The sequence below is a fragment of the Pseudomonas sp. ACM7 genome, from assembly GCF_004136015.1.
Lineage (GTDB): Bacteria > Pseudomonadota > Gammaproteobacteria > Pseudomonadales > Pseudomonadaceae > Aquipseudomonas > Aquipseudomonas frigoris.
The window spans coordinates 582784-609215 of the sequence record NZ_CP024866.1 but is presented as its reverse complement, the minus strand read 5'-3'; the positions used below and the strand labels follow the sequence as shown (position 1 = coordinate 609215).

General features: G+C 55.2%; 17 protein-coding genes. 13 read left to right on the top strand and 4 right to left on the bottom strand.

Translation table 11 applies throughout. The annotated features are described in order from the left end of the window. Window positions 1-172 precede the first annotated feature (172 nt). The 9 genes from CUN63_RS03045 to CUN63_RS03005 all read left to right on the top strand — a co-directional run bounded on the left by CUN63_RS03045 (window position 173) and on the right by CUN63_RS03005 (window position 16704). The gene (locus CUN63_RS03045; protein WP_129437102.1) at window positions 173-796 is read left to right on the top strand and encodes a hypothetical protein; all 624 of its coding nucleotides are present in this window, start codon (window positions 173-175) and stop codon (window positions 794-796) included. 1292 nt (window positions 797-2088) lie between these two features. After that, window positions 2089-7875, top strand: a complete 5787-nt coding sequence (locus CUN63_RS03040) for a S8 family serine peptidase (RefSeq protein ID WP_256657656.1) — start codon at window positions 2089-2091, stop codon at window positions 7873-7875. Window positions 7876-8178: 303 nt separating this feature from the next. Then, the gene (locus CUN63_RS32030; protein ID WP_256657655.1) at window positions 8179-8730 is read left to right on the top strand and encodes a hypothetical protein; all 552 of its coding nucleotides are present in this window, start codon (window positions 8179-8181) and stop codon (window positions 8728-8730) included. A gap of 1508 nt (window positions 8731-10238) precedes the next feature. Next, entirely contained in the window at window positions 10239-11123 is an 885-nt protein-coding gene (locus CUN63_RS03030) for a TauD/TfdA family dioxygenase (protein WP_129437101.1), read from the top strand. Continuing rightward, entirely contained in the window at window positions 11120-11683 is a 564-nt protein-coding gene (locus tag CUN63_RS03025) for a hypothetical protein (protein WP_129437100.1), read from the top strand. Before CUN63_RS03030 ends, CUN63_RS03025 begins: the two co-directional genes overlap by 4 nt. An 8-nt stretch (window positions 11684-11691) precedes the next feature. Next, window positions 11692-13125 (top strand): amidase, encoded by a 1434-nt coding sequence (locus CUN63_RS03020; RefSeq protein WP_129437099.1) that lies wholly within the window; start codon window positions 11692-11694, stop codon window positions 13123-13125. A 27-nt stretch (window positions 13126-13152) separates the two neighbouring features. After that, window positions 13153-14538, top strand: a complete 1386-nt coding sequence (locus CUN63_RS03015) for a KamA family radical SAM protein (protein ID WP_129437098.1) — start codon at window positions 13153-13155, stop codon at window positions 14536-14538. Between the two features lie 371 nt (window positions 14539-14909). After that, the gene (gene murI, locus CUN63_RS03010; protein ID WP_129437097.1) at window positions 14910-15779 is read left to right on the top strand and encodes a glutamate racemase; all 870 of its coding nucleotides are present in this window, start codon (window positions 14910-14912) and stop codon (window positions 15777-15779) included. 283 nt (window positions 15780-16062) lie between these two features. Beyond that, entirely contained in the window at window positions 16063-16704 is a 642-nt protein-coding gene (locus CUN63_RS03005; RefSeq protein WP_129437096.1) for a LysE family translocator, read from the top strand. A gap of 25 nt (window positions 16705-16729) precedes the next feature. On the opposite strand, the gene CUN63_RS03000 is transcribed toward CUN63_RS03005, so the two are convergent. Then, window positions 16730-17539: a hypothetical protein gene (locus CUN63_RS03000; RefSeq protein WP_129437095.1), complete on the bottom strand. Its 810-nt coding sequence runs from the start codon at window positions 17537-17539 to the stop codon at window positions 16730-16732. A 388-nt stretch (window positions 17540-17927) separates the two neighbouring features. Between CUN63_RS03000 and CUN63_RS02995 the strand changes: the two genes are divergently transcribed. The 3 genes from CUN63_RS02995 (at window position 17928) to CUN63_RS02985 (ending at window position 22087) form a co-directional block, all read left to right on the top strand. After that, window positions 17928-18428, top strand: a complete 501-nt coding sequence (locus CUN63_RS02995) for a sigma-70 family RNA polymerase sigma factor (protein ID WP_129437094.1) — start codon at window positions 17928-17930, stop codon at window positions 18426-18428. A 154-nt stretch (window positions 18429-18582) separates the two neighbouring features. After that, window positions 18583-19566: a FecR family protein gene (locus tag CUN63_RS02990; RefSeq protein WP_129437093.1), complete on the top strand. Its 984-nt coding sequence runs from the start codon at window positions 18583-18585 to the stop codon at window positions 19564-19566. Window positions 19567-19663: 97 nt separating this feature from the next. Beyond that, window positions 19664-22087, top strand: a complete 2424-nt coding sequence (locus CUN63_RS02985) for a TonB-dependent receptor (RefSeq protein ID WP_129437092.1) — start codon at window positions 19664-19666, stop codon at window positions 22085-22087. 97 nt (window positions 22088-22184) lie between these two features. Here CUN63_RS02985 and CUN63_RS02980 read toward each other — a convergent pair whose 3' ends face one another. Together CUN63_RS02980 and CUN63_RS02975 are read right to left on the bottom strand one after the other, a co-directional pair. Next, the gene (locus CUN63_RS02980; protein ID WP_129437091.1) at window positions 22185-23336 is read right to left on the bottom strand and encodes an MFS transporter; all 1152 of its coding nucleotides are present in this window, start codon (window positions 23334-23336) and stop codon (window positions 22185-22187) included. A gap of 221 nt (window positions 23337-23557) precedes the next feature. Beyond that, entirely contained in the window at window positions 23558-23851 is a 294-nt protein-coding gene (locus tag CUN63_RS02975; RefSeq protein ID WP_129437090.1) for a hypothetical protein, read from the bottom strand. Window positions 23852-24043: 192 nt separating this feature from the next. On the opposite strand from CUN63_RS02975, the gene CUN63_RS02970 reads away from it, so the two are divergent. Continuing rightward, the gene (locus CUN63_RS02970; RefSeq protein ID WP_129437089.1) at window positions 24044-25036 is read left to right on the top strand and encodes a diaminopimelate epimerase; all 993 of its coding nucleotides are present in this window, start codon (window positions 24044-24046) and stop codon (window positions 25034-25036) included. Between the two features lie 142 nt (window positions 25037-25178). On the opposite strand, the gene codA is transcribed toward CUN63_RS02970, so the two are convergent. After that, window positions 25179-26423 (bottom strand): cytosine deaminase, encoded by a 1245-nt coding sequence (codA, locus tag CUN63_RS02965; protein ID WP_129437088.1) that lies wholly within the window; start codon window positions 26421-26423, stop codon window positions 25179-25181. Window positions 26424-26432 lie beyond the last annotated feature (9 nt).

The following is a 26432-nucleotide window of genomic DNA, read 5'->3' as shown; positions in this document are numbered from 1 at the left end:
ATTTATTTTTCAGTATGGTTCTGGCTTCAGAAAATAAATTTGTCCCCTTTTAGTGGTCCCCTTTTAGTGCACCTAGGGATGTGCTGGTTATGTTTGCTGGTTATCGTTAAGTAAGTAATTTGTTCGCCGGTCTCTTTGGGGGCGTTAATTATTTGTTGATTAAGGGAGAGCAATGAATAAATTAGCAAAGCGGTTTTTATATTGGTTAGGCGTGGGGATAGCTGTTTTGCTGTTTCTGTTTTTCCTGATTCCTGAGCCGAAAGATAATCCATACATGAGGATTTATTCAATGTCGGATGGCGATGATTTTTCGGGTTGTGAGTTTTCAGATGGCAAGAAGTCAGGGGGAGTATTTCGCTTTCATATGGTTCCTGAAGATTGTCGGTTGGTTGTTTATGATGGTGGGGGGGTTCTCACTATGTCTGTTGAATATCCCAGTATGAAATTAGTTGGCTCTCAAGTAGGGGATTCAATAATAACATTTAGAATGTTCCATGTTTCAAACCCCCCCCCCTATGACACTATGGCGATTTTTGAAGGGCGTGGTGCGATTGGAACGACCAATGGAATGAAGGTTTATGAGATTGGTAGCGGCGTTACGTTCAGGTTTACAGGTGATGATGGAGTGGAGGTGGCTGTTAGTGAAATGAGCAGCAATTTTATAGCTAAGCGGCTATTTGATGATTCAAGGGTTTCTTATCAATATCAAGGTATTGGTAATGATTTAAAGAAAATGGATAGCTTTGCGTTGAGCTTTCTTAAGCGAATTATGTATGGAGCGGATGAGGGTAAATGAATACCGTAAATATAATAAAGAGGGGGATAGGTTTATTTTTGGAATAGTTGTCTTCAGAAAATAAATCTGTCCCGTGCTATAAAATAAAACTGTCAGTTGATGAGGGTTGTATGGAGTTGCTAAGTTTGGAGCAGCGGACGTTCTATAGTAGATATTTTATCTGCGCTATAGCTTTTGGTGTGGCTATATTTCTAGTGATGAAGTTTGTTTTTTGTGTTTCTGATGGCTATTTCATAAATATATATCCTGATGTAAAGGTTCTAATCTGTTTGAATATTTTTATAGGGCTTTTTCTTTCGGAAAGAAAGAGTAGGTTTCTCGTATACTTTTCTCGAATGTTTGTTTTGGCGAATTTTTCGTTATTCGGGTTTTTTACGGGATGTGTGGTGCGATATCTTTCTGTGATGAGTAAATAAGGAGTAGTAATGACGTTGTCAGTCAGTCAGTTGGAGCGAATTGCGGAGTTGATAGATAACTCTTTTGCGGTAAAAAGCATTCGTGACGATGCAAAAAAGGAAAAGAGCAATCCGCTGGAGGTTGCAGGGGATTACGGCACTATTGCTAATGGGTTGGCGTCGTTTTTGGACACTCCGGGGCGCACTGTTACAAGTTCGATTACTGCTCCATTAGTTCTCGCGTCCGCAATTTATAAGTTTTCAAAAGGTACTGCGGGGTTGGATAACTACGCAGATATTGCGTCTCTGATCGCGTTGAAAACAAGTAATCCTGCACTGGGGCGACTTGCGCTTTCTTTTGCTGTAGGTGTGAAGATAGGAGGCTATATTCAAACCACGTGGGGGCCGGCAATTGATGCACGAATAGGTGATTCTTCCATGCAAGTGGGGGATTATTTTTTGGACAAAACTGGGTCGGTCGAATTTGCCGCAGTCATGGCCGGAGCCTCTCATGCACTGATGACGGTGGCTTATCTGCCTTCAGAGTTTGGCCCGGTGAAAGAGTTGAATGCGTGGATTGATGAAAAGAGGTTGTTTGATCCGGCATTTAAGGCTTTTGACAATTCTGTCGCGTTCACCGCAGACTGTGTTTTCGTGCCCGCCAACGAAGCTGTTCAATCCCTGACTGCGCAATACGATGCCATTTTCAATAGTTCTAAAGGAAGTCAAATCCATCCCCCAGGTAGTGAACCTGCGGTACAAGATTTAATAAAAATTGACATAACCGCCAGTCCTGTACCCCAACAACATATCCAGGGCGAAAGCAAAACCCAGCAAGACGTCGCCAACGGCTTCATTCAAAACTCGGCGACGCACAACATCTTCGCCCTCGGCGGAATGCTCAACAAAACCGATTTCACCTCCACCCAAATGGCCAGCCTAGCCTCGGGTGGTATTCGTCCCGGTGAAATGCAACTTGATCCCAACGCTCGGCCCAACACCTACCTGTCGAATTTCTACCAAGCCCCAAACAGCACCAAACCGGATTTCAGTCTGCGCAGTGCCGTGACCCTGAACGGTTTGTCGGCGATGTCGACGTTCAACACTTACGTTGACCCGCTGTTGCTGGATCTGACCGGCAATGGCGTGCACATGACCGACATCCGCGACGGTGTGCTGTTTGATACCGACCACAGCGGTACGGTCAAGCGCAGCGGCTGGGCGGATCGCAGCACCGGCATGCTGGTGATCGACGATGGCAGTGGCCAGATCAAAGACGTCAGCCAGATGTTCTCCGAGTATTACGGTGGCAAGGCTGGCGTCAACGGCGCTGCGGGCGAGACCAAGTTCAAGGACGGTTTCGCGGCGTTGGCCAGCGAGGACGCGAACAAGGATGGCGTGATCGATCAACGCGATCCGATCTGGAGCAAGTTGCGGGTCTGGGTTGACGGCACGCATGACGCGAAAGTCGATGCCGGTGAACTCAAGACGCTGGCCGAGCTGGGCATCACCCAGATCAACGTGCGCGCGGCAGCGTCTTCTCAAACCGAAGTGCGTGACGGCAACCGGGTGCTTGCCACCGGTTCGTTCACCATCAATGGCAAAAGCCAGGAAGCGCTGGCGGTGGATTTCCTTGGCGATCCGGTCAGCAATACCCTGACCAGTCAGGGCACCGGTACGCGAGTGACTTCGACCACCAGTGGCATCAACAGCAGAACCACTAGCGCCTATGCCAGCCAGAGCAGCACGGGTGAAACCCTGGATGCGGCAAAACTGGGCGTGAACAATCTGTATGGCGGCAGCGGCGACGACACCTTGATCGCAGCGCCGGCCGGCGGTTGGCTGGTGGGTGGCGCAGGCAGCAACACCTATAACGGCGGCGTGGGCGATGACGTGTTTGTCATCAGTGCCTCGGACAATCCGGTGAACATCCACGGCAATGGTGGCCATGACACGGCGATTATCGTCGGTGACAAAGGCGTGGTGCTGAACATGACCCGCGCCGGTCTGACCATCGCCGAGGGTGGTGGCGGCAACGACACGATCATGAGCGGCGGCACCGGCAGCGCCTTCATCAAGGGCGGTTCGGGCAATTCGACCCTGGTGGGCGGGGCGGGCAACGACGTACTGGTCGGCGGCACCGGCCACAACACCATCATCGGCGGCAGCGGCAAAGCGGTGATTTATGCCGGGCCGCAGGGCGACACCATTTACGCCTCCGAAGCCGGCAGCATCATTCATGCCGGTGGCGGCGCCGATAAAATCTACGGCGGCGCCGGCAACGACATCATCGAAGTCGGTCACGGTAACGCGACCATCGACGGTGACGGCGGGATCAACCTGGTCACGCTGCATGGCAACCATGGCGATTACCGCATCACTCGCACCGCGACCGGTTATGAAGTGGCCGACAAGGTCGCCGGGCGTGACGGTACGGTGACGCTGAGCAATATCCAGAAGCTCAACTTCTCGGACATTTCGGCTGTAGATCTGCTGACCCCGAACGCCATGCCAGTGGCGGATGTGCTCACGCTCGACAAGGCCGGCAAGGCCTTCGATCGCACGCAGGTGCATATGATCAGCGCCGAAAGTCTGCTGGCCAACGATCAGCGCCTCAACAGCCAGGGCACGCTGCATATTGCCAACGTGGGTGACGCGGTCGGCGGTACGGTCAGCCTCACCGCCCAGGGTGATGTGTTGTTTACCCCGGATGCGCGTTACACCGGTCTGATCAGCTTCAAATACGGTGTGGCCGATGCATTCGGCAATCTTTCGGCGTCGGTGGTGGACCTCAGTAGCGGGCAGACCGCACCGATGCGGGCCGGTGTCACGTTGCTGACGCCGGAAGTGCCGCTCGATCCGCTGGCGGCCCAGGAGTGGTACCTGAGCGATACCAACGTACTGCCGGTCTGGAAGGACTACACCGGCAAGGGGGTACGCATTGGCCAGTTCGAGCCGGGTGGCCAGTTCGCCACCGCGCCGGAAATCTTTGATATCGCTCACCCCGACCTTGCCGCGAATGTCGACAAAGCCTGGCTGCAGACTCAACAGACCAACGGGACCTTGCCGGGTCTGGTGTCCAACCACGCGACGATGGTGGCGGGTGTCATGGTCGGGGCCAAGAATGGCATCGGCGGAGTAGGTGTGGCCTACGGCGCGACGCTGGGCGGTTACTACCTGGCCGGTAAGGGCGATGACTTGGCGGGGTTGGGGCATATGGTCAGTTTTGACATTGCCAACAACAGCTGGGGTTTCACCAATGACTTCGCCCTCAGCAGTTTTCAGGACGGCACGTTCACAACCGCCACGGCCCTGAGCATGAATGCGCAGTACGCGGCGAGTAACGGCCGCGGTGGCCTGGGTACGATCATCGTCGCAGCGGGCGGCAACAGCCGTGCAACCGGCGGCAATGCCCAGGGTTCGCTGACCAACAACAATCGCTTTTCGGTGGAAGTCGGCGCGATCAACGCACAGGGCGATTTGTCGACCTTGCAGATCGGCTCTTCACCGTTCTCCAACCCGGGCGCGAGCCTTCTGGTCTCGGCGCCGGGCAGCAATGTCGTGTCCACCAGCCACATGCTGGAAACCGAACGCGGTTCCACCTTCGGCAACGACTACACCAGCATGCAAGGCACCAGTTTTGCCGCGCCGATCGTTTCCGGTATCGTCGCGCTGATGCTCGAAGCCAACCCGAACCTGGGTTATCGCGATGTGCAGCAAATCCTCGCGCTGTCGGCACGCAAGATCAACGACCCGTCCAGCCAATGGAGCGATAACGCCGCCCATGGCTGGAACGGTGGCGGCATGCACACCAGCAACGACTACGGTTTTGGTGAAGTTGATGCACGCGCTGCCGTGCGCTTGTCCGAAGCCTGGATGACCCAAAGCACCGGCGCCAACGAGTACGTCTACAGCGCCTCCAGCGGCGCCCTCGGGAAACCGTTGGCGGCGGGTGCGACGCTGACGTCGTCCATCGCGATGAATGCCGGTCTGAACGTTGAACACGTCGAAATCGACTTTGATGCCCAGGTCGGGCGGCTTGGCGATCTGACGCTCAAGCTGATTTCTCCCGATGGCACGCAGAGCATCCTGCTCAACCGTCAGGGCAAGGTCCCGGACGGCATGCCGGGCGCCAGTGCAACCGACGTCGGCAGCATGCAGTCCGGATCGTTCAAGTACACCTTCATGTCGACCCATGATTTCGGTGAGCGCTCGGCGGGTAACTGGACGTTGCAGGTGACCGATTCGGCTTCCGGTCTACCGGTCACACTCAACACCTGGTCGCTGCGTTTGTACGGCAGCAAGACCACCCCGGACGACACCTATTTCTACACCGACGAATACCTCAAATCGGTGGTCGGGCAGGCCAACCGTGCGGTGCTGGATGACGCGGTCAATGGCGTGGCGGGCGGGCGTAATACCCTCAATGCGGCAGCCGTTTCGGGGGATACCTCGGTCAATTTGCTGACCGGTGTCGCCAGCATCGGCGGCGCGGCGTTGACGGTGAAAAATCCGTCGGGCATTCAGAACATTGTCACCGGCGATGGCAATGACACGCTGGTGGCCGGCAAGGCCGATGCCTTGCTCGACGGCGGGCGCGGCAACAACACGTTGACGGGCGGTGCGGGCAAGGACTTCTTTGTGGTCCATCGCCGTGACGCGGGCAGCGATACCATCAGCAACTTCGAAGCTGCCCGTGGCGAAATCGTCGATCTGGTGGGGTTTGCCGGGAAAAAATTCGCTGATCTGCAGCTGACGCAGCAGGGCGCGGACGTCAAGGTTGACCTGGGCAAGGGCCAGAGCATCGTCCTGAAAAATCAGGCACTCGCTGGCATCACCGCAGCGAACTTCAAGTTCCAGGACAGCTTTGTGGCGCCGACGGCTTACGTCAACAGCGATGCTTCGGCGGTCAAACCGCAAGAAGGCCTGGGCACCGTGGTGCTCAACGGTGGCGGTAAAGGCGTGATGTACAGCAGCGACGCTCAGGGCAAAACCGTGGCCTCGCTGAACGGCACGATCTACAGCCATGACAGCGCAACTTCGGATGTGTTTGTGGTGGCGGCTCAACCCGGCGCCAAGGATTACAGCAACGCCTTGCGCGGGTTCCGGCATGGCGTCGACAAGATCGATCTGCGTCAGACCGGCGTCACCGATTTCAGCCAGTTGACCGTCGAACACCAGAACCGCGCCACCTTCAATGGCCTGACGCAGATTCATGGTGTGTACGTGACGCGCAGCGCTTCGAACACCAAGCTGTTGTATCTGGATGCATTGGATGTGGCACAGGTCAGTGCCTCGGACTTCCTCTTCGCCGATCATGCCCCGGCTGTGGTGCAGCCCGTCGGACCGGTGCCGCCAGTGGTCGTGCCGCCAACTGTCACCGTGCCGGGTACATTGACGCCGATTATCGATCGCCCTGGCATCGACAAACCTGTGGTAGTCGGGCCGCTGCCGCCGATTGATCTGCATCCGACCATCGTCGTTCCTGACCCGGTACTACGACCTTCGGTCACGATTCCGGACATCAAGGTGCCGGAGACCAAGACGATCGAGCAGATCCTGGCAGAACGGGGTGTCGACCTGAACCCGAAAGTGCCGGAGCACAAAACCGTTGAACAGATCCTGGCTGAGCGCGACGCGAATCGGGGGGGGACGACGCTCCCTGAACGCAAAACCATCGAACAGATTCTCGCCGAGCGCGGTGTCGGTTCCCTCGAACCGTCGAAAGTGCCAGACATCGGCCCGGTCGGACGTGATGTGGGTGGGCGCACGCCGATTGATATTCCGAGCCCACGGCCGATTGTCATCCCGAATATCCCGACGATCGATATCGCTCATCGAGACCTTGATCTCCCGACTCGTCGACCGGTCACCGTTCCTGACGTCATCGGTGCGCAAGATCCTCGGCTGAAGTTTGATGACACGTTCGGCGGGGCCGCAGCAACGGCAGACACCACGTTTGCGTCAATTCGAGACAGAATCCGTGGCGGTTCAACACCTTCGGCAGCGGACCCTATGCCGGTCGCCACCGACCCCAACGTCATGACGGTCAAAGGGTTCTTCGCCAATGTCACCGTGGGGGACGAGAGCAAGACCATCAACGTGGAGGCGTCCAGTGCCAAGGTGGTTGCCGGCAACGGTGACAATAAGGTGAATGTGACGGGCAGTCGGGCCGAGATCACGCTGGGTAATGGCAACAACGTGATTGCAGGCGACGTCAGCAAACTCACGGTCGGCCATGGCAACAACACCATTACCGACACCGGGTCCTTCACGGCGGTGAAACTGGGGGATGGCAATAACAAGGTCCTGGTGAGCGGCAACATGCCGACGGTGGAAGTCGGGCATGGGGTCAACGACCTTGAGTTCAACGGGGGGATGGGGCAGTTGGTGTTCGGTAAGGACATCAGCCCCGATCGTCTGTGGTTCCAGCACGAAGGGCAGGACCTGCAGATCTCGGTCATTGGCAGCATGCAGGAGGTCACGCTGCATAACTGGTATGCCGATACCCCAGAACGTCCACGCGACATCATGACTGGAGATCGCCATCGGTTGTTGGGCAGTGATGTCGAGCACCTGGTCCAGGCCATGGCGTCGTTCGCGCCGGCGGCACCTGCAACCATGACCTTCGGTGCTGCCGAACAACAGGTATTGCAGCCTGTGCTGGCGGCCAACTGGACGTAACTTCACGTTAACCCGGTAACACGGCCCGCGATGGTTATCGCGGGCCTTCGACCGTCTCGTTCGAGACCGGTCATGGCCTCATGAGTCCCCCTTTGTGGCCCCGGAGCCCTCAACGCCAGACCCGGTGAATCATCTATTTGCAGGATTCGTCATTTCTTCTGAAGGACGACAGTGGCTGTGGGCATTCAAAAAAGATGATTTTTTGTGGCCTGTAAAATCAGTAAGTTATGCAACTTTTTTGACATGACCGCGTCATGGGTTTTTCAGTTTTGTTGATAAAAACCTTTGAAATCTTCGAAATAAATGAACCAGCATCAGCGGTTTTTTATGTTGGCCGAAGACGTGGATGGGCTGCTGTCCATAGTGCTTGCTGGTCACCCTAAGCTGCGCAACGACCTGCGCAAAGACAACATGGAGGAAATCGGCGCCCGTACCGACGTGTTCTCGTTGGATGGCATTACTGGCGCGCAGCGCGATTATATCGAATGGCTGCTACGTACCTGCACTGGAAATGAAGACGCCTGCGAGTCGATCCTAACGGACGATGCCATTGACCTGCTCGCGAGTAAGTTACGGACGCCGCTGCAAGTGCAACTGCACTTGACGCTGGCCTTAGAAGCCGGGTATCAGACCGGTGAGCACCCAGTGTCGGTGGCTGTCGTCGAGTCGGTGCTATCACGGCACATCGACGACCTGGAGCCTACGTTGACGCGCAATGGCTATCGCATGAAAGACCTCGTGGAACAGTTAAACGCCAAAGCACACGAGTTCAAAGCACTGTTCAACAACACGCTGGACCCCGAACGGGCGGGCGAGTTGCGCGACAAGATGCTCGCGGCCGGCATTCCCCTGTGAACCTAAAACCGCCCCGGTCATTTGCAGATAGCGTGAGCCAGGCGCGATGAAATGCAAGCCGACGCCGTGGAATGCAAGCTCAGTTGCAATTAATGTGAGCCGGTGGCCTTGGTTGGTTGCAGATAATGTGAGCCAGGAATGTCGTTAAATGCGAGCCGGACTGATTTCAAACGCGAGCCGCTACAGCTAGGTGCAGCAATAGCCTCAGGGGCTATCAGATATCCTGAGGTCAAGATTGCCGCTATTGAGGGCCATCGACTCCCTACCATCTCGATGAATTCGATCCCCTGGATCTGACTTGATACGCCATGGTCTGCGATCAATCCGTTACGATTTTTTCCATTAACGCTCGCAAAGTCGGAACGTCTTCTGGAACGATCACTGATCATTCGATTGGCAAAAAACCTCCCCCCACTAGACGATCAATCAACGAGTCTTTGGCCTTACGCAGGGCATCGGTGTCTAACAGATCTCTGACTGAGTGCATGTGCGTTTCCGTACTCAGTGCATCTCGTTTGATGATTAAGACCACAGATACGCTCACCGTTTGGTTAATCGCATGCAATACAGATAGGGGGGGAAGAAACGGTCCAGATAGTGCAAACACTGCGGGCGAAAAATTCTATCGTTTGAAATTACTATAAAAATCAATAATTTATTTTTAATGTCGTTGTGCCATCTCAGATGCGCTGAATGCTGCTTAACGCTTAATACATCTAATTCGAGAGCGAACTGATGCGCGTCCGGGCAACATGAATTCTCAATGGGTTGTTACTGGTTTGGGGTTGACAAGAAAACCAATCTGCGCAAATATTACCAAATGTAACAATCTGCTCAGATCAACATGGAAGAGTTATCGTGGACATGGCAGTCAAAAAATTAAAACCATCACTTGGTCTCCAATTCGCGAGACCACCTTCCCTAAATACCGGGGTAAGTATCTGCTACCGCCTGCTGTTAGATGTCGTATGGCGGTAAGTATCTAACGATATACCTATATCTGCGTAGTGCTCATGGCGTGCCTTATGCTGCTTGCCAGTATTGTGCTGTCCCCATTTTATAGCACTGCGCGTTAGGGTATGAAGTATTGGTCGGCTGAAGGCAATTTAATATTAAGCTTCTGGCTCTACGCTAGTTTCTGGCGTGGAGTCAAAAGCTAGCCGCAAGTGTTTCATAGATTAGTACTATTTGGTCTGTAGTACTAGTCATTGACGCATGAGTGCTCGGTTTCTCCGGTGAGCTATTGATTGGTTGGTTCAACATTAAATATATTTAATTTTTTCGTGCTTGACCGTTATTAAAGTTGGCGAGCTAGGATAAAGTCTCCTGGGCGGATTAGGGAAGAAGTACTCATTTTTATGAGTGCGTCAATTTTCTGTGTGTTTTTTTTGCATTTTCAAGATTGAAACTGTTTGATGAGGTTAGGAGGTGTCGCACTTGTGCTGAGCTAAAAATAAAATATAACGTGAATATTGAGTTGCACTTACCATTAATAAAAGGAAGTTTATATGGTTGTTGACGAGCGTTTACCTATCCTTGAGAGCACGAATGTAACGGCAGTACGTAGTGCTCTCACAAGTCACGGTGCTGTGATGGTTCGGGCCAAGGGGGCGGGGATGAGTGAGTTCATAGAACTTAGCGATGCCCTTATGGTCCCCATTGTTCATCACGCTACAAATACAATTGAACGTGACCCGGTAAGCAAAGACCCGAGCACATCAACAGTGAATAAGGGAATAGATTCAATTCCCCTTCACCGGGAGGCCTCTTACGCGCCTGGTTGTCCCGATCTCCTTATTTTTTTCTGCGAGAGACCCGCCGCTTCAGGAGGGGAAACGGTCATTTGTGACGGAGCACGGCTTTTGGATGAACTTCAAACTTCAACTCGTGAGTTCGTTGAAGATTTGGAATTGTACTGGAGTTGGGAAGCTCGCCCGGTTCGCTGGCAACAAACATTAGGTGCTCGTACTATTGAAGAAGCCCAAAAAGCGCTTGGCTATCTTGACAATAAGCTTAAACCTTATGAGAAACTCGAATATCACTTTGAAGGTGAAGACTTGCATGGGCGGTTCCGTACGCGGGCGGTAGTGCCTTCATTAACTTCGGGAGTGCCGTCATTTTGTAACTCCTTGATGATTCATGCCTATCGGCCCAAGAGCGATTTCTACGCTCGAGACGACTTTCGCGTGCATCTAGCTGATGGGAGCCCATTTCCGAGCGACATTCTGGCTGAAATTAGAGATGTTGCTGAGCGTGTTTCTCTCAATGTTTCCTGGAATCCAGGAGAGATCGTGGTTATCGACAACTCTCGTTTTATGCATGGGCGCAGGCACTTTGATGATGTCGAGCGCCGGATTCTCCTGCGTATGGGGCAACTTAGGAGTGCGTCATGATAGAAACTTTCGAAGGAAGCGATATTGAACGTCTAAAAGTAGTATTGGATCTTCGTCGCGTGGCATTTGCGGGTAGCCGTCGTGATCAGAGGTCAGCCGATGCATGGTATACCGACGCCTATGACTCGCAATGCCGTCACGTGCTCGTGAGAGATTCGGAGGGCGAGCCAATCGCATCCCTGCGAATGGCATTAGCCGGGCATTGGCCAATAGAAGACCGATATAGTGGAGCCCTGGATAAGGAGAGGGGAGTAGAGTTTGGCCGCTTGGGAGTTGCACACTTCCAAAAAGATGGTAAACGCATCCTTCATGAACTTGTCGTTTCCGCCAGTCGAATATGTGTCGAGCTTGAGAGGCCATTTATATATGGTATGACCATCGCTCCGTTCTGGACGGCCCTCAAAAAGGCAGGTGTTCCACTTACTGTTCTTTCCGACACCATCCACGCCTATGGCGAGGAGCAGAACGTCATCCTTTTCGATGCACGCAAGCTCATTGCTTTTTATGATGCGATACAAGCTCGCCGCTTAAGTGTTTCTAATGGCGAATATAGGAAGTAACTGGTGTGATGAAAGAAGAAATCAAGGAATCTGCCATCGAGGTTCAGAAACTTCTACGTAGAAAGTTTCCGCAAGCAAAGGGTAGCCTACTCGAAACAACACATCGCCTTCACACTGGAGAGATGTCGCCCTTGGAAGCGACCCAACAAAGTCTGGATCGAATTGAGCAAGCAAATGAAAGTTTAAATTGCTTTGTGACGGTTGGACGGGAGCAAGCTGAGGCACATGCCAAGTCGCTCGGAGGCGAGGTTAGCGAGGTAACTCCGCTCCTCTGGGGTGTGCCTGTATCGGTTAAGGATCTTACTCCTACCCAAGGACTGATCACGACTTTTTCATGCAAGGCCTTCGCCGATTATGTTCCTGAAAAGGACGCCCCGTTGGTGGCTGCGATGAAAGCTGCAGGCATGACGATAGTAGGAAAAACAAACACCCCCGAGTTTGGTATTTTGCCCGTCACCGAATCGGAGCTTAACGGTGTCTGTCGTAACCCGTGGTCTCTCGAGTCCAGCGTGGGAGGCTCCAGTGGCGGGGCGGCCGCAAGTGTAGCTGCAGGACTGACTTCGGTTGCACATGGAAGCGACGGGGCTGGCTCGCTGCGGATCCCGGCATCTTGCTGCGGTGTTTTTGCGGTTGCATTACCCCATGGAAGACTTCCGGCACCTGCGCGACCGGCTCTGGGTCGAGGTCCGCTGGATGGGGTGATCAGCAGAACAGTCGCGGACTCACTTTATTATTTGGCTGGTATGAATGCTATTACTGGCGAAGAGTTGGCATTGGCTGTAAACGAAGCGCCTACGTCTCCACCGGTATCAATAATTCTAACTTGCGCGCCGCCTATTGAGTGTACGGTAGATTCGGTTTGCGAAGCGGCGGTATACCGTGCGGCCGAGTTACTAGGCGCTTCTGGCTATCGGATCTCGGAGCGTAAATTAGACTGGTCGGATGAGCGCGTCCTGGGCGATATGATGCTACTGCGCAGTACGATTCCGGTAGCTTATGGCGACCCATCTTCCGAACTACTTGACCGTACTACGCGTGACGCGATCACCCTGTCGGAGAGCGTCTCGGCCCTCGAGTTCCACCGTGCGTTTGTACGACTGAACAGCTATGCCGAGCGAATTTTGCGCCTTTTTGGCGAGAATGAGATTCTGCTGACTCCCGTACTGGCACGCCATTCGGTACCGCACGGCTGGATCACCGAACCGACAGATCCATACGACGTCTTTAGGCGATCTGCCGAGTTTGCACCCTTCACCGCCTTTGTGAATCTTGCGGGCTTATGCGCCGTGTCCGTGCCCCTTGGTTGGACAGAGGAGGGTATGCCAATTGGCGTGCAGCTAGCTTCTCGACCAAACAATCTGGCCCGGCTGCTTGGCATTGCTGCTCAGCTTGAGCAAGTCGCGCCGTGGGCTGACAGCAAACCCCCTGTTTTTTTCGCATGACCTAACTTGAACAAAAGGATTTTGTCGATGCTTAATCTCATTCAGGCCGCTGTTGAAAACGAGCCCAAGAAGCTACGTTTTTACAACGCTTCGCATCTGGATGCCCTGACCAAACGTGCCGGACTGTCCGATCAGGATCGTATCCTTGTACGCGCGGTAGCCGCTGTTCTTCCGTTTCGCGTTAATGATTATGTAATTGATGAGCTGATTGACTGGAGTGCCGCTCCAGACGACCCGATATATAGGCTCGTCTTTCCGCAGCCGGATATGCTCCCCTTTGAAGATATTAAGCCCATTGTGGAGCTTCTTACTCGTGGAGCGCCTACCAGCGAAATTCAGAAGGCAGCATCAAATGTTAGAAAGAAGCTAAATCCGCACCCAGGTGGTCAACTGGATCTTAATGTCCCATTATTGAATGGCGAACGATTCGACGGGATTCAGCATAAATATCCAGAAACTGTCCTATTCTTTCCGAGCCAAGGTCAAACATGTCATTCGTACTGCACCTATTGCTTTCGTTGGGCGCAATTTGTGCAGGAGCCAGACTACAAGATATCATCGCGAGAAATTGAAAGTCTCTGTGAGTATCTACGCCAGCACCGCGAGGTTACAAGTGTTCTCATAACCGGGGGGGATCCGATGGTGATGAGCGCGGAAAAACTTTCAAAATATATTGACCCAATCATTAATGATCCTGAGCTTAGTCATATTGAGTCTATTCGAATTGGTACGAAGGTTCTATCCTACTGGCCTTACAAGTTCTTGACTGACTCCGATGCTGATGAAATGCTTGAGCTTTTCGAGCGAGTGGTTAATAGCGGAAGGAACTTAGCGTTTATGGCGCACTTTACGCATCCTAGGGAACTTGAGACCAAGGCAGTTGAGCAGGCGATTCAGCGTGTTCTTGCAACAGGAGCGACCATTAGAACTCAGAGTCCTATCATACGGGCGGTTAATGACTCCGCCGACGTTTGGACCTCCATGTGGCGCAAGCAAGTACGCTTGGGGATGCTTCCTTACTATATGTTTATTGAGCGAGATACTGGCCCGCGAAGCTATTTCGAAGTCCCATTGGTTCGCGCATATGAAATTTTCACTGAGGCATATAGAAATGTTTCTGGACTATGCCGAACTGTTCGCGGCCCGGTAATGTCGGCAACACCTGGAAAAGTCGCCTTTGATGGCTTGATGGAGATCAACGGAGAGCAATATATGGCGCTCCGCTTCCTCCAATGCCGAGACCCGTCCTATGTGAACAGACCATTTCTAGCTCAATATGATGCCGACGCCTGCTGGGTCGATGACCTGAAACCTGCGCTGCTTGATATGGGGGCGTCCCCATGGTCTCAGATGCATACGAAGAGTCGTCGGGATTTTGAGTTCGAACAAATTGGTAACAGTGGGAACGACTGAGTTCTCTATGCTTTAAATCGCTAGCTATCGTACAGCACCGAAAAGAAATGTAATGTAAAGTCGAGCATGGAGAAGTGCTGGACTATGCTGTTGCTGTTCGGTTGTTGACGGTGGAAATAAGTGATTTTCGGTGTGTGAGTATGTATGTGCATTTGGATATGTTAAATGACCAGGTGCACTGCAGTGACGGCGCTCTGTTTGGATGATGCTGTCATTCTGAGTGGATATGAATACTCGCAGGTAATGCGTTGTAAGGGTAAAAATAAATAAACTCCGAGGTGGCCGTCATGTGTTGGTGCTGAATTTAGATGAGGGATTAAACGCGTCTTTTAGCAATCCATCTTAAAAAAATTACTTTAAAGATAATTCATATGATCGGTGTGTTCGACTCAGGGCTGGGCGGATTGACAATTCTCTCCGAACTGTCCAAGCAATTCAGGAATTCTGAATTCATTTATTTTGGCGACCACGCTCGTGCCCCGTATGGGGCTCGAACTGCAGAACAAATATATGAATACACTCGTGAGTGTGTGGAAAAGCTTTTCATAATGGGTTGCGATCTTGTAGTTCTGGCTTGTAATACCGCCTCTACAGTTGCGCTACGGAGGCTTCAGCAGGAGTGGTTGCCTTTACATTGGGAGGGTAGGCGAATACTTGGTATTGTCGTTCCAACCATCGAAGAAATTGCTGGTCGTCCTTGGCATTCAGAAAAAGAACTGAGAAAAACAGATTTTGATTCTAAAGTCCGCACGATTGGAATTTTCGCCACATCTGCAACTGTTGCTAGTCAGTACTTTCCCATTGAGGTTGCCAAGCGGGACGCTTCAATCCAGCTAATTCAGCAAGCATGCCCACAGTTAGCAGGACTGATTGAAAATGGCGCAGAATTTAGCGCCATAGAACGTGAAGTAGAAGCTAACGTAAAGTCGATGATGGATATGTTAAACGGAGTCACTCTAGAAAAGATAATTTTAGGATGTACTCACTACGCGTTAGTCGAGCATGCGTTCCTGGCGGTGGTGCCATCTGATTGCGTGTTACTATCTCAGGCAAGGATAGCCTCACTGTCTCTCAAGAACTATCTACATCAGCATCCGCAGCTTCAAGGCAACCAAACTCCCAAGCCTAAATTAAAGTTGCTAACATCCGGTGACGCTGTGCTTGTTTCAGTATTGGCAAGCCGCTTTCTCGGTGAAGTAATGCAGTTTGTATCTTTGGAAGTTTTCAAAGATGCTCGATGAGAAAGTGCAAGGTTACTCGATTTTATATGCGGGGAGAGATGTAGTCCTCTCCATGTACTTGCGGATTCAAAAGATCAACATAGGGGATGCGTAGCGCTACCAGAATTAGAGACTCTCGATTCAATCGTTACGGGAAATCGCGGCGGGTGTACTCATGCAAAATGTTTCGCTTATGTCGGTCGCAATTGTTAAGGCGAACTCGGATGTCGCCGAGCGACATGTAGCCTGTTGGCCCGCCCCCCTTGAGTAATGTGCAAAAACTTATCCTCTAGGAGCCTAGAAAATGGTGCTTCATTCGATTCTTGCGTTTACGCTAGTCGCCGCCGTCTCCATTGCCAGCCCAGGGCCCGCGACTTTGATGGCGATCAACAACACTCTGGCCCATGGACAACGCAGCGCAGTGTGGTCTTCCCTTGGCAATGCGAGTGGACTCTTCTGCCTGTCAGCAGCTGCCATGTTGGGGCTTGGAGCATTGCTTGCCAGTTCCGAATGGTTGTTCAATGCGGTGAAAGTCATCGGTGCTGGTTATTTATTCTACTTGGGTGCCAGGCAGTTGTTTAGAAAGAGTTCGATGCTCGCTGACGGTATTCAGGACAACTTCAAGAAGAGTCGGCCCACTCGTTCCAGATTGTTCAAGCCGGCCTTCCTGACGGCTGTAACCAACCCTAAGGCGACGATGTTCTTCACCGCACTGTTTCCTCAATTCATTGACCAGAATGCAACGTTGCTACCGCAGTTCCTGATCCTCACCTCTATCTACATGGCGTTGTCGGTGGTGTCCTTGAGCTTATATTCCGCGCTTGCCTCCAGGGCAAAAGGGGCGTTGACACGGCCCGAGCTGTCACGGTGGATCAGCCGAGTGGTGGGTTCAACATTTATATTTTTCGGAACCGCCATTCTGACCATGCGTCGACAGGTTGAATAAGTGTGCTGCGACCAATGACTCCGTTTCAGTCGATTGCTGGCCGTCGCTCAGGAGTAAGCGTCTGGTAGACACATCTTGCGGAAAGCCAATCAAAGTCGAACCCTTTTTTTGCGAAGCAAACGCAAGAGGCTGTCCTGCTACCAAGTAGGCCAAGCCCCAAATTGATCCGTTGTGATGTAACACCGTTTTTGAGTTCAACGGTCGAATTCAGCAGCCCGTGACGAATGAGGGTGTAGGCGACGTCGTTCGTAATACCTAGAATTTCGGCAGCTTGTGCAACGCTTAGCGATTGAGAGGCAGTTATTTGCCTCATATGCGCGCTGAGCCAGGCCTGCCATTCATCACTTTCCAGTCGCCATTCCCCAATCACACCGGCGTCTGATTTAGCTTTGAATGAAACGGATAAGGTGCCTTCCTGAATTGCTTTGAAAAGGTGAGCTACCCCTTCCCCTGAAATGAAGGGGTGACGGAGTGCATCACTCAAGGAGAGGGGGCTCGAGCTTGATCGTCGATGTTTGATGCATGCGTTGGAGATGTCGAACGAGTTTGTATCGATCCACCACGATTGTCCCGCTGCGGGCCGACCGCCTCGGCAAGTAAAACAGCCGTTTTTGCATAGCACTTTGATGGTATTGACTGGCAGCTTTAGTTGATTGGCTGCTTGCGCAATATAACGAGGCAGGGTAGCGGCGAGGTGCCTAGCTTGTATCAGATCGACGGCAATCGTCTTGTTGCCGCATGCAGAGATGCCTCTGTATCCGTGAAGCTCGCCTTCGGCGATCAATCTTTTTAGCAATGGAACGTTAAGGTTGAGTGACTTTGATGCGACCTCCAAGGAAGCCAACTTTTATCAGTAACTGCCGGGAAGATTTTGATTAAGTATTTATCGATAGGTGGATGCGCAGTGTGCATTGCACATTACACATACACATCTCTACTTATTCAAGTATGGTCTTTTAGCGTAGGCGGGGAGTTTTCGTGGGCCTTCGGTAGAGTTGGCACCCCTTTCAAGCAAGGTGCGAGAGCATGCTTTCGCATGTTTTTTTTGGCAGTCATTGAGATTTTTCAAAGAAAACAATTTGTTAGTGAGTCTGTCTGGATCATCTATTTGCCATTTTTGTCATTTTTTTTGAAAGCCTACAGCTCCTACGGGTTCTTAATCCCATTGCTTCCGGTTAATAGGAAGCATTACTATTCACGCCCCGTCTTCACAGCACACCGCAATGACCCCCAAGCTGCCCCGCAGACACGGCTTTTTCGAGCATTACGAAGAGTTGGTCGGGACCTGGACCCGTCGCCTGAGAAATCGTCAGCAGGCTGAGGACCTGGCCCACGACACCTTCGTGAGGGTGCTTGAGTCGGATTCGGCGACGGTTGCACAACCTCGGGCGTACTTGCACCAGACCGCGCGCAACATTGCGGTGGATGGTTATCGGCGGGAGGATCGGCGGGGCGCCATGGAGTCGGAGGCGGTTGATCACAGTGTGTCGTCGTCCGGCGACCCGGAGCATTTCATGCAGGCGATCCAGTTGGCTGACTCCATCGAACGGGCGCTCACCGAGTTGCCGGTCAACTGCCGCAAGGTGTTTGTCTGGCAGAAGATCGAAGGCCTGACCCAGGCCGAAATCGCCGAACGCCTGGGGCTGTCCAAGAACATGGTGGAAAAATATATGATCCGCACGCTGCGGCATCTGCGCGACCGCCTTGACGGATTGCAATCATGATGTGCCGTGGCTTTTGTAGGAGCTGGCGAAGCCTGCGATCTTTTGGCGGCATTGAAATCGCTGGAGATCAAGATCAAAAGATCGCAGCCTGCGGCAGCTCCTACGTAAGGCAGATCTTCCGTGTCTTCTCATCCCCAGCCAAACAGGAACTTCCATGATGGATACTCGTGATTGTGCGTGCGGGCGAACAACGGTTCGCGACGAGGCGGCGCGGTGGTTTGTGCGTTTGCAGGAACCTGCGATCAATGTCGAAGAGTACCGGCATTTCGAAGCCTGGCTGGACGAACACCCTCAGCATCGCGATGAATTCCAGTTGCTCCAGGGCTTATGGTCGGCGGCTGATTTGCTGCCGGCGGCGCGACTGCAAGCCTTGTGTGAAACCGCGCCTGCGCGCAGCAAACGCCGCCCGCTGGTGCGTTATGCGGTGGCCGCCAGTGTGTTGGCCGTCGCGCTCGGGTTGGGGCTGTTCAGCGGTTTGAATCACCCGGCGATCTACACCGCCGAATTTTCCACGGCTCTGGGCGAGCGACGTCATGTGGCGTTGCCGGACGGTTCGGTGATCGACCTGAACAGCCGCAGCCGCGTTCAGGTGCACTATGAAAACGACCGCCGCAGCATCGAGCTGACGCAGGGCGAAGCGATGTTCAGCGTCGAGCACGACACCCGTCGGCCTTTCGTGGTCGAGGCGGGCAGCGGCAAGGTCACGGTTACCGGCACCCGTTTTGATGTGCGCCGCGACACCGCCCAAACCCGGGTCGTGGTGGAGCAGGGCACCGTCAAGGTTCAGGGTCGCACAGCGGCGGACAGCGATTTCATCAGCCTCACGGCCGGCCTCGGCACGCACATCGATGCCCAAGGCAAAGTGGCCGCTGCTTACGCGGTCAATCCTGCCGAGCTGACCGCCTGGCGCAGCGGCAAACTGGTGTTCACCAACGCCAGACTCAGCGACGTTGCCGAAGAAGTCTCGCGCTATCGGGAGAAACCGCTCACCGTCGGCAACGACAAAGTGGGCAATCTGCGCCTGACCAGCGTGTTCAAATCCGACAACACCGACGCACTGCTCAAGGCCTTGCCGAGCATTCTGCCGGTGGCCGTGCGCACCCTCGATGACGGCAGTCAGGAAATAATTTCAAAATAAATTCAGGTTTTTTTCGAGTTGATCGTCTTCCTGTCCAACTGCAACTGGTTTGCATTAACAAGCGCACACTCTTGCGATCCACAGGACTACGTTCGACGTGAAAAAATCCACCGCTAAAAACAACAAATCACCTTGGTTGCGCCTCGCTCTCACCCTGGCTGTCACCGCGGCGCTGCCCCAGGCTTTTGCCGCCGACGCGATTCACATCCCGGCGCAACCCCTGGGGCAGGCCCTGAGTGAACTGGGCCAGCAAACCTCGCTGCAGGTGTTTTTCAGCCCTGAGCTGGTCGCCGGCAAACAGGCCCCGGCGGTGGACGGCAACCTTTCGCCAGAAGACGCGCTGCGCCAGCTGCTGCAAGGCAGCGGTCTGCAATACCAGATCGACGAAGGTTCGGTCACGTTGATGCCGGCACCGACTTCGGCTGCAAACGGCCCTTTGGAACTGGGCGTGACCGACATCAAGGTGGTCGGTGACTGGCTCGGTGACGCCGATGCCGCCGTGGTGCAGAACCACCCCGGCGCGCGTACGGTGATTCGCCGCGAGGCGATGGTCGAGCAGGGCGCAATGAACGTCGGCGACGTGTTGAAGCGTGTGCCCGGTGTGCAAGTTCAAGATGCCAACGGCACCGGCGGCAGCGACATCTCCCTGAACGTCGGCGTGCGCGGCCTGACTTCACGCCTGTCGCCACGCTCCACCGTGCTGATTGACGGCGTGCCGGCAGCGTTCGCCCCGTACGGCCAGCCGCAGTTGTCCATGGCCCCGATTTCTTCCGGCAACCTCGACAGCATCGACGTGGTTCGCGGCGCCGGCTCCGTGCGTTACGGACCGCAGAACGTTGGTGGCGTGATCAACTTCGTCACTCGCGCAATCCCGGAGAAAGCCACCGGTGAAATCGGTTCGACCCTGGAAACCTCCCAGCACGGTGGCTGGAAGCATATCGACACGGCGTTTCTCGGCGGCACCGCGGACAACGGCATCGGCATGGCGCTGCTGTACTCGGGCGTGAATGGCAACGGTTACCGTGAACGCAACAACGGCAACGACATCGACGACGTGATCCTCAAGACCCACTGGGCACCCACCGATGTGGACGATTTCAGCCTCAACTTTCACTACTACGACGCCAGCGCCGACATGCCCGGCGGCCTGACCCAGGCGCAGTACGACGCCAATCCGTTCCAGTCCGACCGCAACAACGACAACTTCAGCGGCCGCCGCAAGGACGTCTCGTTCAAGTGGGCACGGCAGATCGACGACCGCACCCAGGCCGAAGTGCTGACCTACTATTCCGACAGCTTCCGTGGCAGCAACATCGCCGCTCGCGATCAGAAGACTCTCGGCTCGTTCCCGCGTACTTACTACACCTTCGGGATTGAACCGCGGGTGTCCCGTGTGTTCGACGTCGGCCCGACCACCCAGGAAGTCAGTGTCGGTTATCGCTACCTCAAGGAAGGCATGCACGAAGAGGCGAGCCGCCTGGCGCTGGTCAATAACGAGCCGGTCGTGACCAAGAACTCCGACGGCCATGTCTATCAGGACCGCACCGGTGGCACTGAAGCCAACTCGGTGTACGTCGATAACAAAATCGACGTCGGTAACTGGACCATCACCCCCGGCATCCGCTTTGAACACATCAGCACTGACTGGCACGACCGCCCGGTGCTCGACACCGCCGGCAAACCGGTGCTGGAAAAGAACCGCAGCATCGAAAGCAACGAGCCGCTGCCGGCCCTGAGCGTGATGTATCACGTGTCGGAAGAGTGGAAGCTGTTCGCCAACTACGAAACCTCGTTCGGCAGCCTGCAATATTTCCAGCTCGGCCAGGGTGGTGCGGGTGACAACACCGCTAACGGCCTGGAACCGGAAAAGGCCAAGACCTACGAGGTCGGCACACGCTACAACAATGATGTGTGGGGCGGGGAAGTGACGCTGTTCTACATCGACTTCGATAAAGAGCTGCAATACATCAGCAACGATGCGGGCTGGACCAACCTCGGCGCGACCACGCACCAGGGCCTCGAAGCCTCGGTGCACTACGACATGGCGGCACTGGACCCACGCTTCGACGGCCTGACCGCCAACGCCGGTTTCACCTACACGCGCGCCGTTTATGAAGGCGAGATCCCGGGCTTCAAGGGTCGTGACCTGCCGTTCTATTCGCGTCAGGTCGCGACTGCCGGCTTGCGTTACGACATCAACCGCTGGACCTACAACCTCGATGCGTTTGCCCAGTCCAAGCAGCGTTCGCCGGGCGTTGCCGTCAACGCTGACGGCAGCTTCACCAACAACTACATCACCGAAGGCACCGCGGACGGCCAGTACGGCGATATCCCGGGCTACGTCACCTGGAACGTGCGCGGCGGTTATGACTTCGGCGCGACGCTTTCGAACCTGAAAGTCGGCGCCGGGGTGAAGAACATTTTCGACAAGCAGTACTTCATCCGCTCCAGCGACAACAACTCGGGGATGTACGTTGGCGCACCGCGCACGTTCTTTGTGCAGGCTAGCGTCGGGTTTTAACGGCTGAAGATCAAAAGATCGCAGCCTCCGGCAGCTCCTACATTTGGATGGCGTACATCCTGTAGGAGCTGCTGTGTAGGCTGCGATCTTTTCGCTTTCAGACCTTCAACACCTTCCCGCCAATGGCCACCGCCACCAGCAACACCGCCATCAACCCGAAGGCAAAACTCAAACTGCTGCCATGGGCGATAAACCCGATCAACGCAGGCCCCGCAAGAATCCCGGCATAACCGAGTGTGGTAATGGCCGGCACGGCGACGCTTTCGGGCATCACCGTCTGTTTGCCCACGGCGGTGTACAGCACCGGCACAATGTTCGAACAACCCGCCCCCAACAATGCATAACCCACCAGCGCCGCTTCCCAACTCGGGGCGAAGGTCGCCACAAACAGGCCCGCTGCGGCCGTCAACCCACCGAACACAATCACCCGCGTAGCGCCGAGACGACGGACGATCGAATCACCGGTCAATCGTCCGACGGTCATGGTCAACGCAAACGCCGCGTAACCCAGTCCCGCATAAGCGGTGTCGATCCCGCGTTCCTGCGCCAGGAACACTGCGCTCCAGTCGAGCGCCGCGCCTTCGGCGAGGAACACGATGAAACACATCCCGCCGATGAACAGCACAATGCCATGGGGAACGGCAAACGCCGGCCCCGAACTTTCGCTGCCGTAAGGCAATAGGTGCGGCGCGGCCTTGGCCAGGGCGATCAGCAGCATCACGATCACCACTAGCGTTGCCCCCAGCGGTGAAACCCCAAAGCCGAGCAGGGCGCTGACGCCCGCCGCCCCGACAATCCCGCCGAGGCTGAACAGCCCATGGAAACCCGACATCATGGTCTTGCCGCTGGCCCGTTCAACGATCACCGCTTGCAGGTTCACCGTCGAATCCACCGTGCCAAGGCCCGCGCCGAACATGAACAACGCGGCAATCAACGCCGGAATCGACGACACCGTCGCCAGCAGCGGCAGGGCCGTACAGATCAGCAACACCCCGGCGCTCACCACCCGGCGACAGCCGAAACGCGTGGCCAGAAGCCCCGCCATCGGCATCGCCAGAATCGACCCCACCCCCAGGCACAACAGCAGCAAACCGAGCGTCCCTTCATCCAGCCCGGCCCGAGCCTTGGCGTAGGGCACCAGCGGCGCCCACGCGGCGATGCCGAAACCGGCAATGAAAAAGGCGATCCGCGTGGACATCTGTTCCAGGCGTCCGGGGATGACGGGCGCAGACGTGTTGAGGGCAGTCATGAAAAATCCTTGGCGTTGCGGGTTGCTGACAATAGACCGAGGAGCATCCTTGCATATCAGACAGCGTGTCGCGACCCTGAGGGTTTCTCCTAATCGTCAATCGCAACGTTAAAACGCCCCTCCCGTTGTCCTGCCCATCTCGCTGGTCAAGCTCACGTTGGGACCCGGGTGCCAGCGCATGCCGCTAGACGGATCATAGGATCCCACGCCCCCTGGGCGTCTTAATGGTCGCGCAGGTTGATGAATTCAGAGTTGAAGGTTTCGAACACGCGCGGATTGTCAGTGTTTAGATTGGCTTTGCCATCAAGGAAAACATCGCCTTTATCACAGGGTTCACAATCGTGACGCCATTCGTTTCGGCCTCTGAGGAACAGCGGTTCGGGGTTATTGTTGTCGGTCATGTGGTTGGGCATGACGTCGTCGATCACCTTTACGCCGGCGCCGTTTTGACCGGCGATGACCGCACCGCCCAACGTGAGGGCAATCAGCAGGTGTAATAGGAACGTCCTTTTCATGATCGTTACCACACGATAGAGGCGAGGTTCTACTTTGGGGCGAGTTGGATGGGCTGTCTGCTGTCACAACTGACAGGTTGCAGCGATTTTTTTGCGATAAGAGGCGGGGGTTAAATAACCGGATCGTTTGCGGTTTTCTTCCGGGAGCCCCTAAAGTACAGGTTCTTTTCTGGCTGATTTCAGGACCGATCCATGGCGCCGTTCTACGATGCTCGAGGCAATATCTATGCGGTTGCAGCGCCCGAGGCCGTGCGCTGCGCGGGTATCGATTTACCTGAGCTGGCCGGTCCGGCAGCGCAAACCCGCGAGGCATGGGCGCTGTCGGCCATCGAGGCGTTCTGTGGCTGGGCGCCTGGTACACAACCGTCCGGCAGCAAGGACCATCGTTGCGATGGCTTGCTGATCGGGCCGTTTCAAGACTCGCCACCGTTTGACCTGCTGATCGTTAACACTGACGGCACGCTCGCCGAGCGCAGTGGCAACGGGCTGACGATTTTCTCTCAGGCCCTGAGTGAGCAAGGGCTGCTGCCGAGGGACGAGGTTTGTTTGCTCAGGGTTCATCATGACAAGGCTGATGCGGTTTCACCGGTGGACACTTCGGTGAAACCGGCCGAGATCGAGGGTGTAAAAGGGTTCTGGCTGGATTTGGGCAAACCCTCGTTCGGGCCTGACGCGGTGGGGGCAAAAGGGGTTGAAAGCGTGCTGTTGAACGGTCGCGACGTCAGCCATGTGCAGCCGTTGTCGGCGCTCGATCCCGCCTGGTCTCGAAGCCAGCTCGTGCGCATTGGCAATCCACATTGTGTGACGCTTTTAGAGAAAGCCGATGCATTGCCGAGCAATGAGCAGATGCGCGAGCCGGGGTTGTCCGAAGGGCTGACGCGTATCGCCTACGCCATGCCGACCGGGGCAGGGGAGCCGTGTGCTGCTGGCGTGAATCTGCAATGGGCGATGCTTGAGTCAGAAGGGCGAGTCGTCGCGCGAGTATTTGAACGCGGAGAAGGGCCGACGGCGTCGTCGGGCACCAGCGCCAGTGCGGTGGCTTGCGCGGCGTGGCGGGTGGGTTGGGTCACGGCTGGCGAAGTGAAAGTCGTCATGCCAGGCGGTACGGCGCCGATTCTTCTGGAAGAAGAGCAGGGTGAGTTGAGTCGGGTCAGGTTGTTCGGCACGGCGCGGTTGATGGGGTGAATTCAACATCGCCTTCGCGAGCAAGTCGAATCGTCGCACCGCCGCTCCCACAGGGGATTTGTGGACGACACAGATCCAATGTGGGAGCGGCGGTGCGACGATTCGACTTGCTCGCGAAGAGGCCCGCATAATCAGCGAGAATTTAGGGCTGAACCGCCCATTCCACCACCGGCATCTGCCGCGTCATCAACACCTTGCCATCGCGCACCGAATACAGCGGCAGGCCCTGGCTGCGGATCACCTCGTAATCACTGTCCGCCGACAGAATCAGCAAATTCGCTGGCCGCCCGCGTTCCAGTCCATAACGATCACCCAGGTTCATGGCCTTGGCGCTGTTGTCGGTGACCAGGTCCAGCGCGCTTTGCAGGTTGCGGTACCCGAGCATGTGGCAGATGTGCAGGCCGGCTTCGAGCACCCTCAAGATGTTGCCGTTGCCCAGCGGATACCACGGGTCGACGATCGAATCCTGGCCGAAACACACGTTCATCCCGGCTTCGAGCAGCTCGTTGACACGGGTCACGCCACGGCGTTTCGGAAAGTTGTCGAAGCGCCCTTGCAGGTGAATGCTTTCGGTGGGGCAGGAGACAAAACTGATCCCTGAATGCCCGAGCAGGCGAAACAGTTTGGCGCAGTAAGCGTTGTCGTAAGAGCCCATGGCCGTGGTGTGGCTGGCGGTGACCCGTGAGCCCATGTCGCGGCTGCGGGCTTCTTCGGCCAGCACCTCTAGAAAGCGTGAGTGCGGGTCGTCGGTTTCATCGCAATGCACGTCCACCAGGCAACCGGTGCGCTCGGCGAGGTCCATCAGGAATTTCACTGAACTCACGCCTTGATCGCGGGTGTACTCGAAATGCGGAATACCGCCGACCACATCGGCCCCCATGCGGATCGCTTCTTCCATCAGCTCGCGACCGTTGCGGTACGACTCGATGCCTTCCTGCGGGAACGCAACGATCTGCATATCGATCAGGTGACGGCTTTCCTCGCGCACTTCGAGCATCGCCTTGAGCGCGGTGAGCTGCGGGTCGGTGACATCGACGTGGGTGCGCACGTGCTGGATGCCGTGGGCGGCGAGGGTCTGGATGGTTTTCTTGGCGCGGGTTTTGGTGTCCTCTTCGGTGATGGTCACTTTGCGCTCGCCCCAGCATTCGATGCCTTCGAACAGCGTGCCGCTCATGTTCCAGCGCGGCTCGCCGGCGGTGAGCGTGGCGTCGAGGTGAATGTGCGGCTCGACGAAGGGTGGCACTACCAGGTTGCCGCCGGCGTCCAGATCATCGGGGCCCAGGGTCGGCGCTTCGGTCTGTCGGGCGATGTTGCTGATCTGGCCGTTTTCCAGGTGCAACTCATGCAGGCCATCTTGGTTGCGCAGGCGGGCGTTGATGATGTGCATCAGGCGAAT

Bases quoted from the DNA above. Each gene is read 5' to 3' on its own strand.
- CUN63_RS03045 (WP_129437102.1), top strand. From the start codon at position 173: ATGAATAAATTAGCAAAGCGGTTTTTATATTGGTTAGGCGTGGGGATA.
- CUN63_RS03040 (WP_256657656.1), top strand. From the start codon at position 2,089: ATGCTCAACAAAACCGATTTCACCTCCACCCAAATGGCCAGCCTAGCC.
- CUN63_RS32030 (WP_256657655.1), top strand. From the start codon at position 8,179: ATGAACCAGCATCAGCGGTTTTTTATGTTGGCCGAAGACGTGGATGGG.
- CUN63_RS03030 (WP_129437101.1), top strand. From the start codon at position 10,239: ATGGTTGTTGACGAGCGTTTACCTATCCTTGAGAGCACGAATGTAACG.
- CUN63_RS03025 (WP_129437100.1), top strand. From the start codon at position 11,120: ATGATAGAAACTTTCGAAGGAAGCGATATTGAACGTCTAAAAGTAGTA.
- CUN63_RS03020 (WP_129437099.1), top strand. From the start codon at position 11,692: ATGAAAGAAGAAATCAAGGAATCTGCCATCGAGGTTCAGAAACTTCTA.
- CUN63_RS03015 (WP_129437098.1), top strand. From the start codon at position 13,153: ATGCTTAATCTCATTCAGGCCGCTGTTGAAAACGAGCCCAAGAAGCTA.
- murI (WP_129437097.1), top strand. From the start codon at position 14,910: ATGATCGGTGTGTTCGACTCAGGGCTGGGCGGATTGACAATTCTCTCC.
- CUN63_RS03005 (WP_129437096.1), top strand. From the start codon at position 16,063: ATGGTGCTTCATTCGATTCTTGCGTTTACGCTAGTCGCCGCCGTCTCC.
- CUN63_RS02995 (WP_129437094.1), top strand. From the start codon at position 17,928: ATGACCCCCAAGCTGCCCCGCAGACACGGCTTTTTCGAGCATTACGAA.
- CUN63_RS02990 (WP_129437093.1), top strand. From the start codon at position 18,583: ATGATGGATACTCGTGATTGTGCGTGCGGGCGAACAACGGTTCGCGAC.
- CUN63_RS02980 (WP_129437091.1), bottom strand. From the start codon at position 23,336: ATGACTGCCCTCAACACGTCTGCGCCCGTCATCCCCGGACGCCTGGAA.
- CUN63_RS02975 (WP_129437090.1), bottom strand. From the start codon at position 23,851: ATGAAAAGGACGTTCCTATTACACCTGCTGATTGCCCTCACGTTGGGC.
- CUN63_RS02970 (WP_129437089.1), top strand. From the start codon at position 24,044: ATGGCGCCGTTCTACGATGCTCGAGGCAATATCTATGCGGTTGCAGCG.
- codA (WP_129437088.1), bottom strand. From the start codon at position 26,423: ATGCACATCATCAACGCCCGCCTGCGCAACCAAGATGGCCTGCATGAG.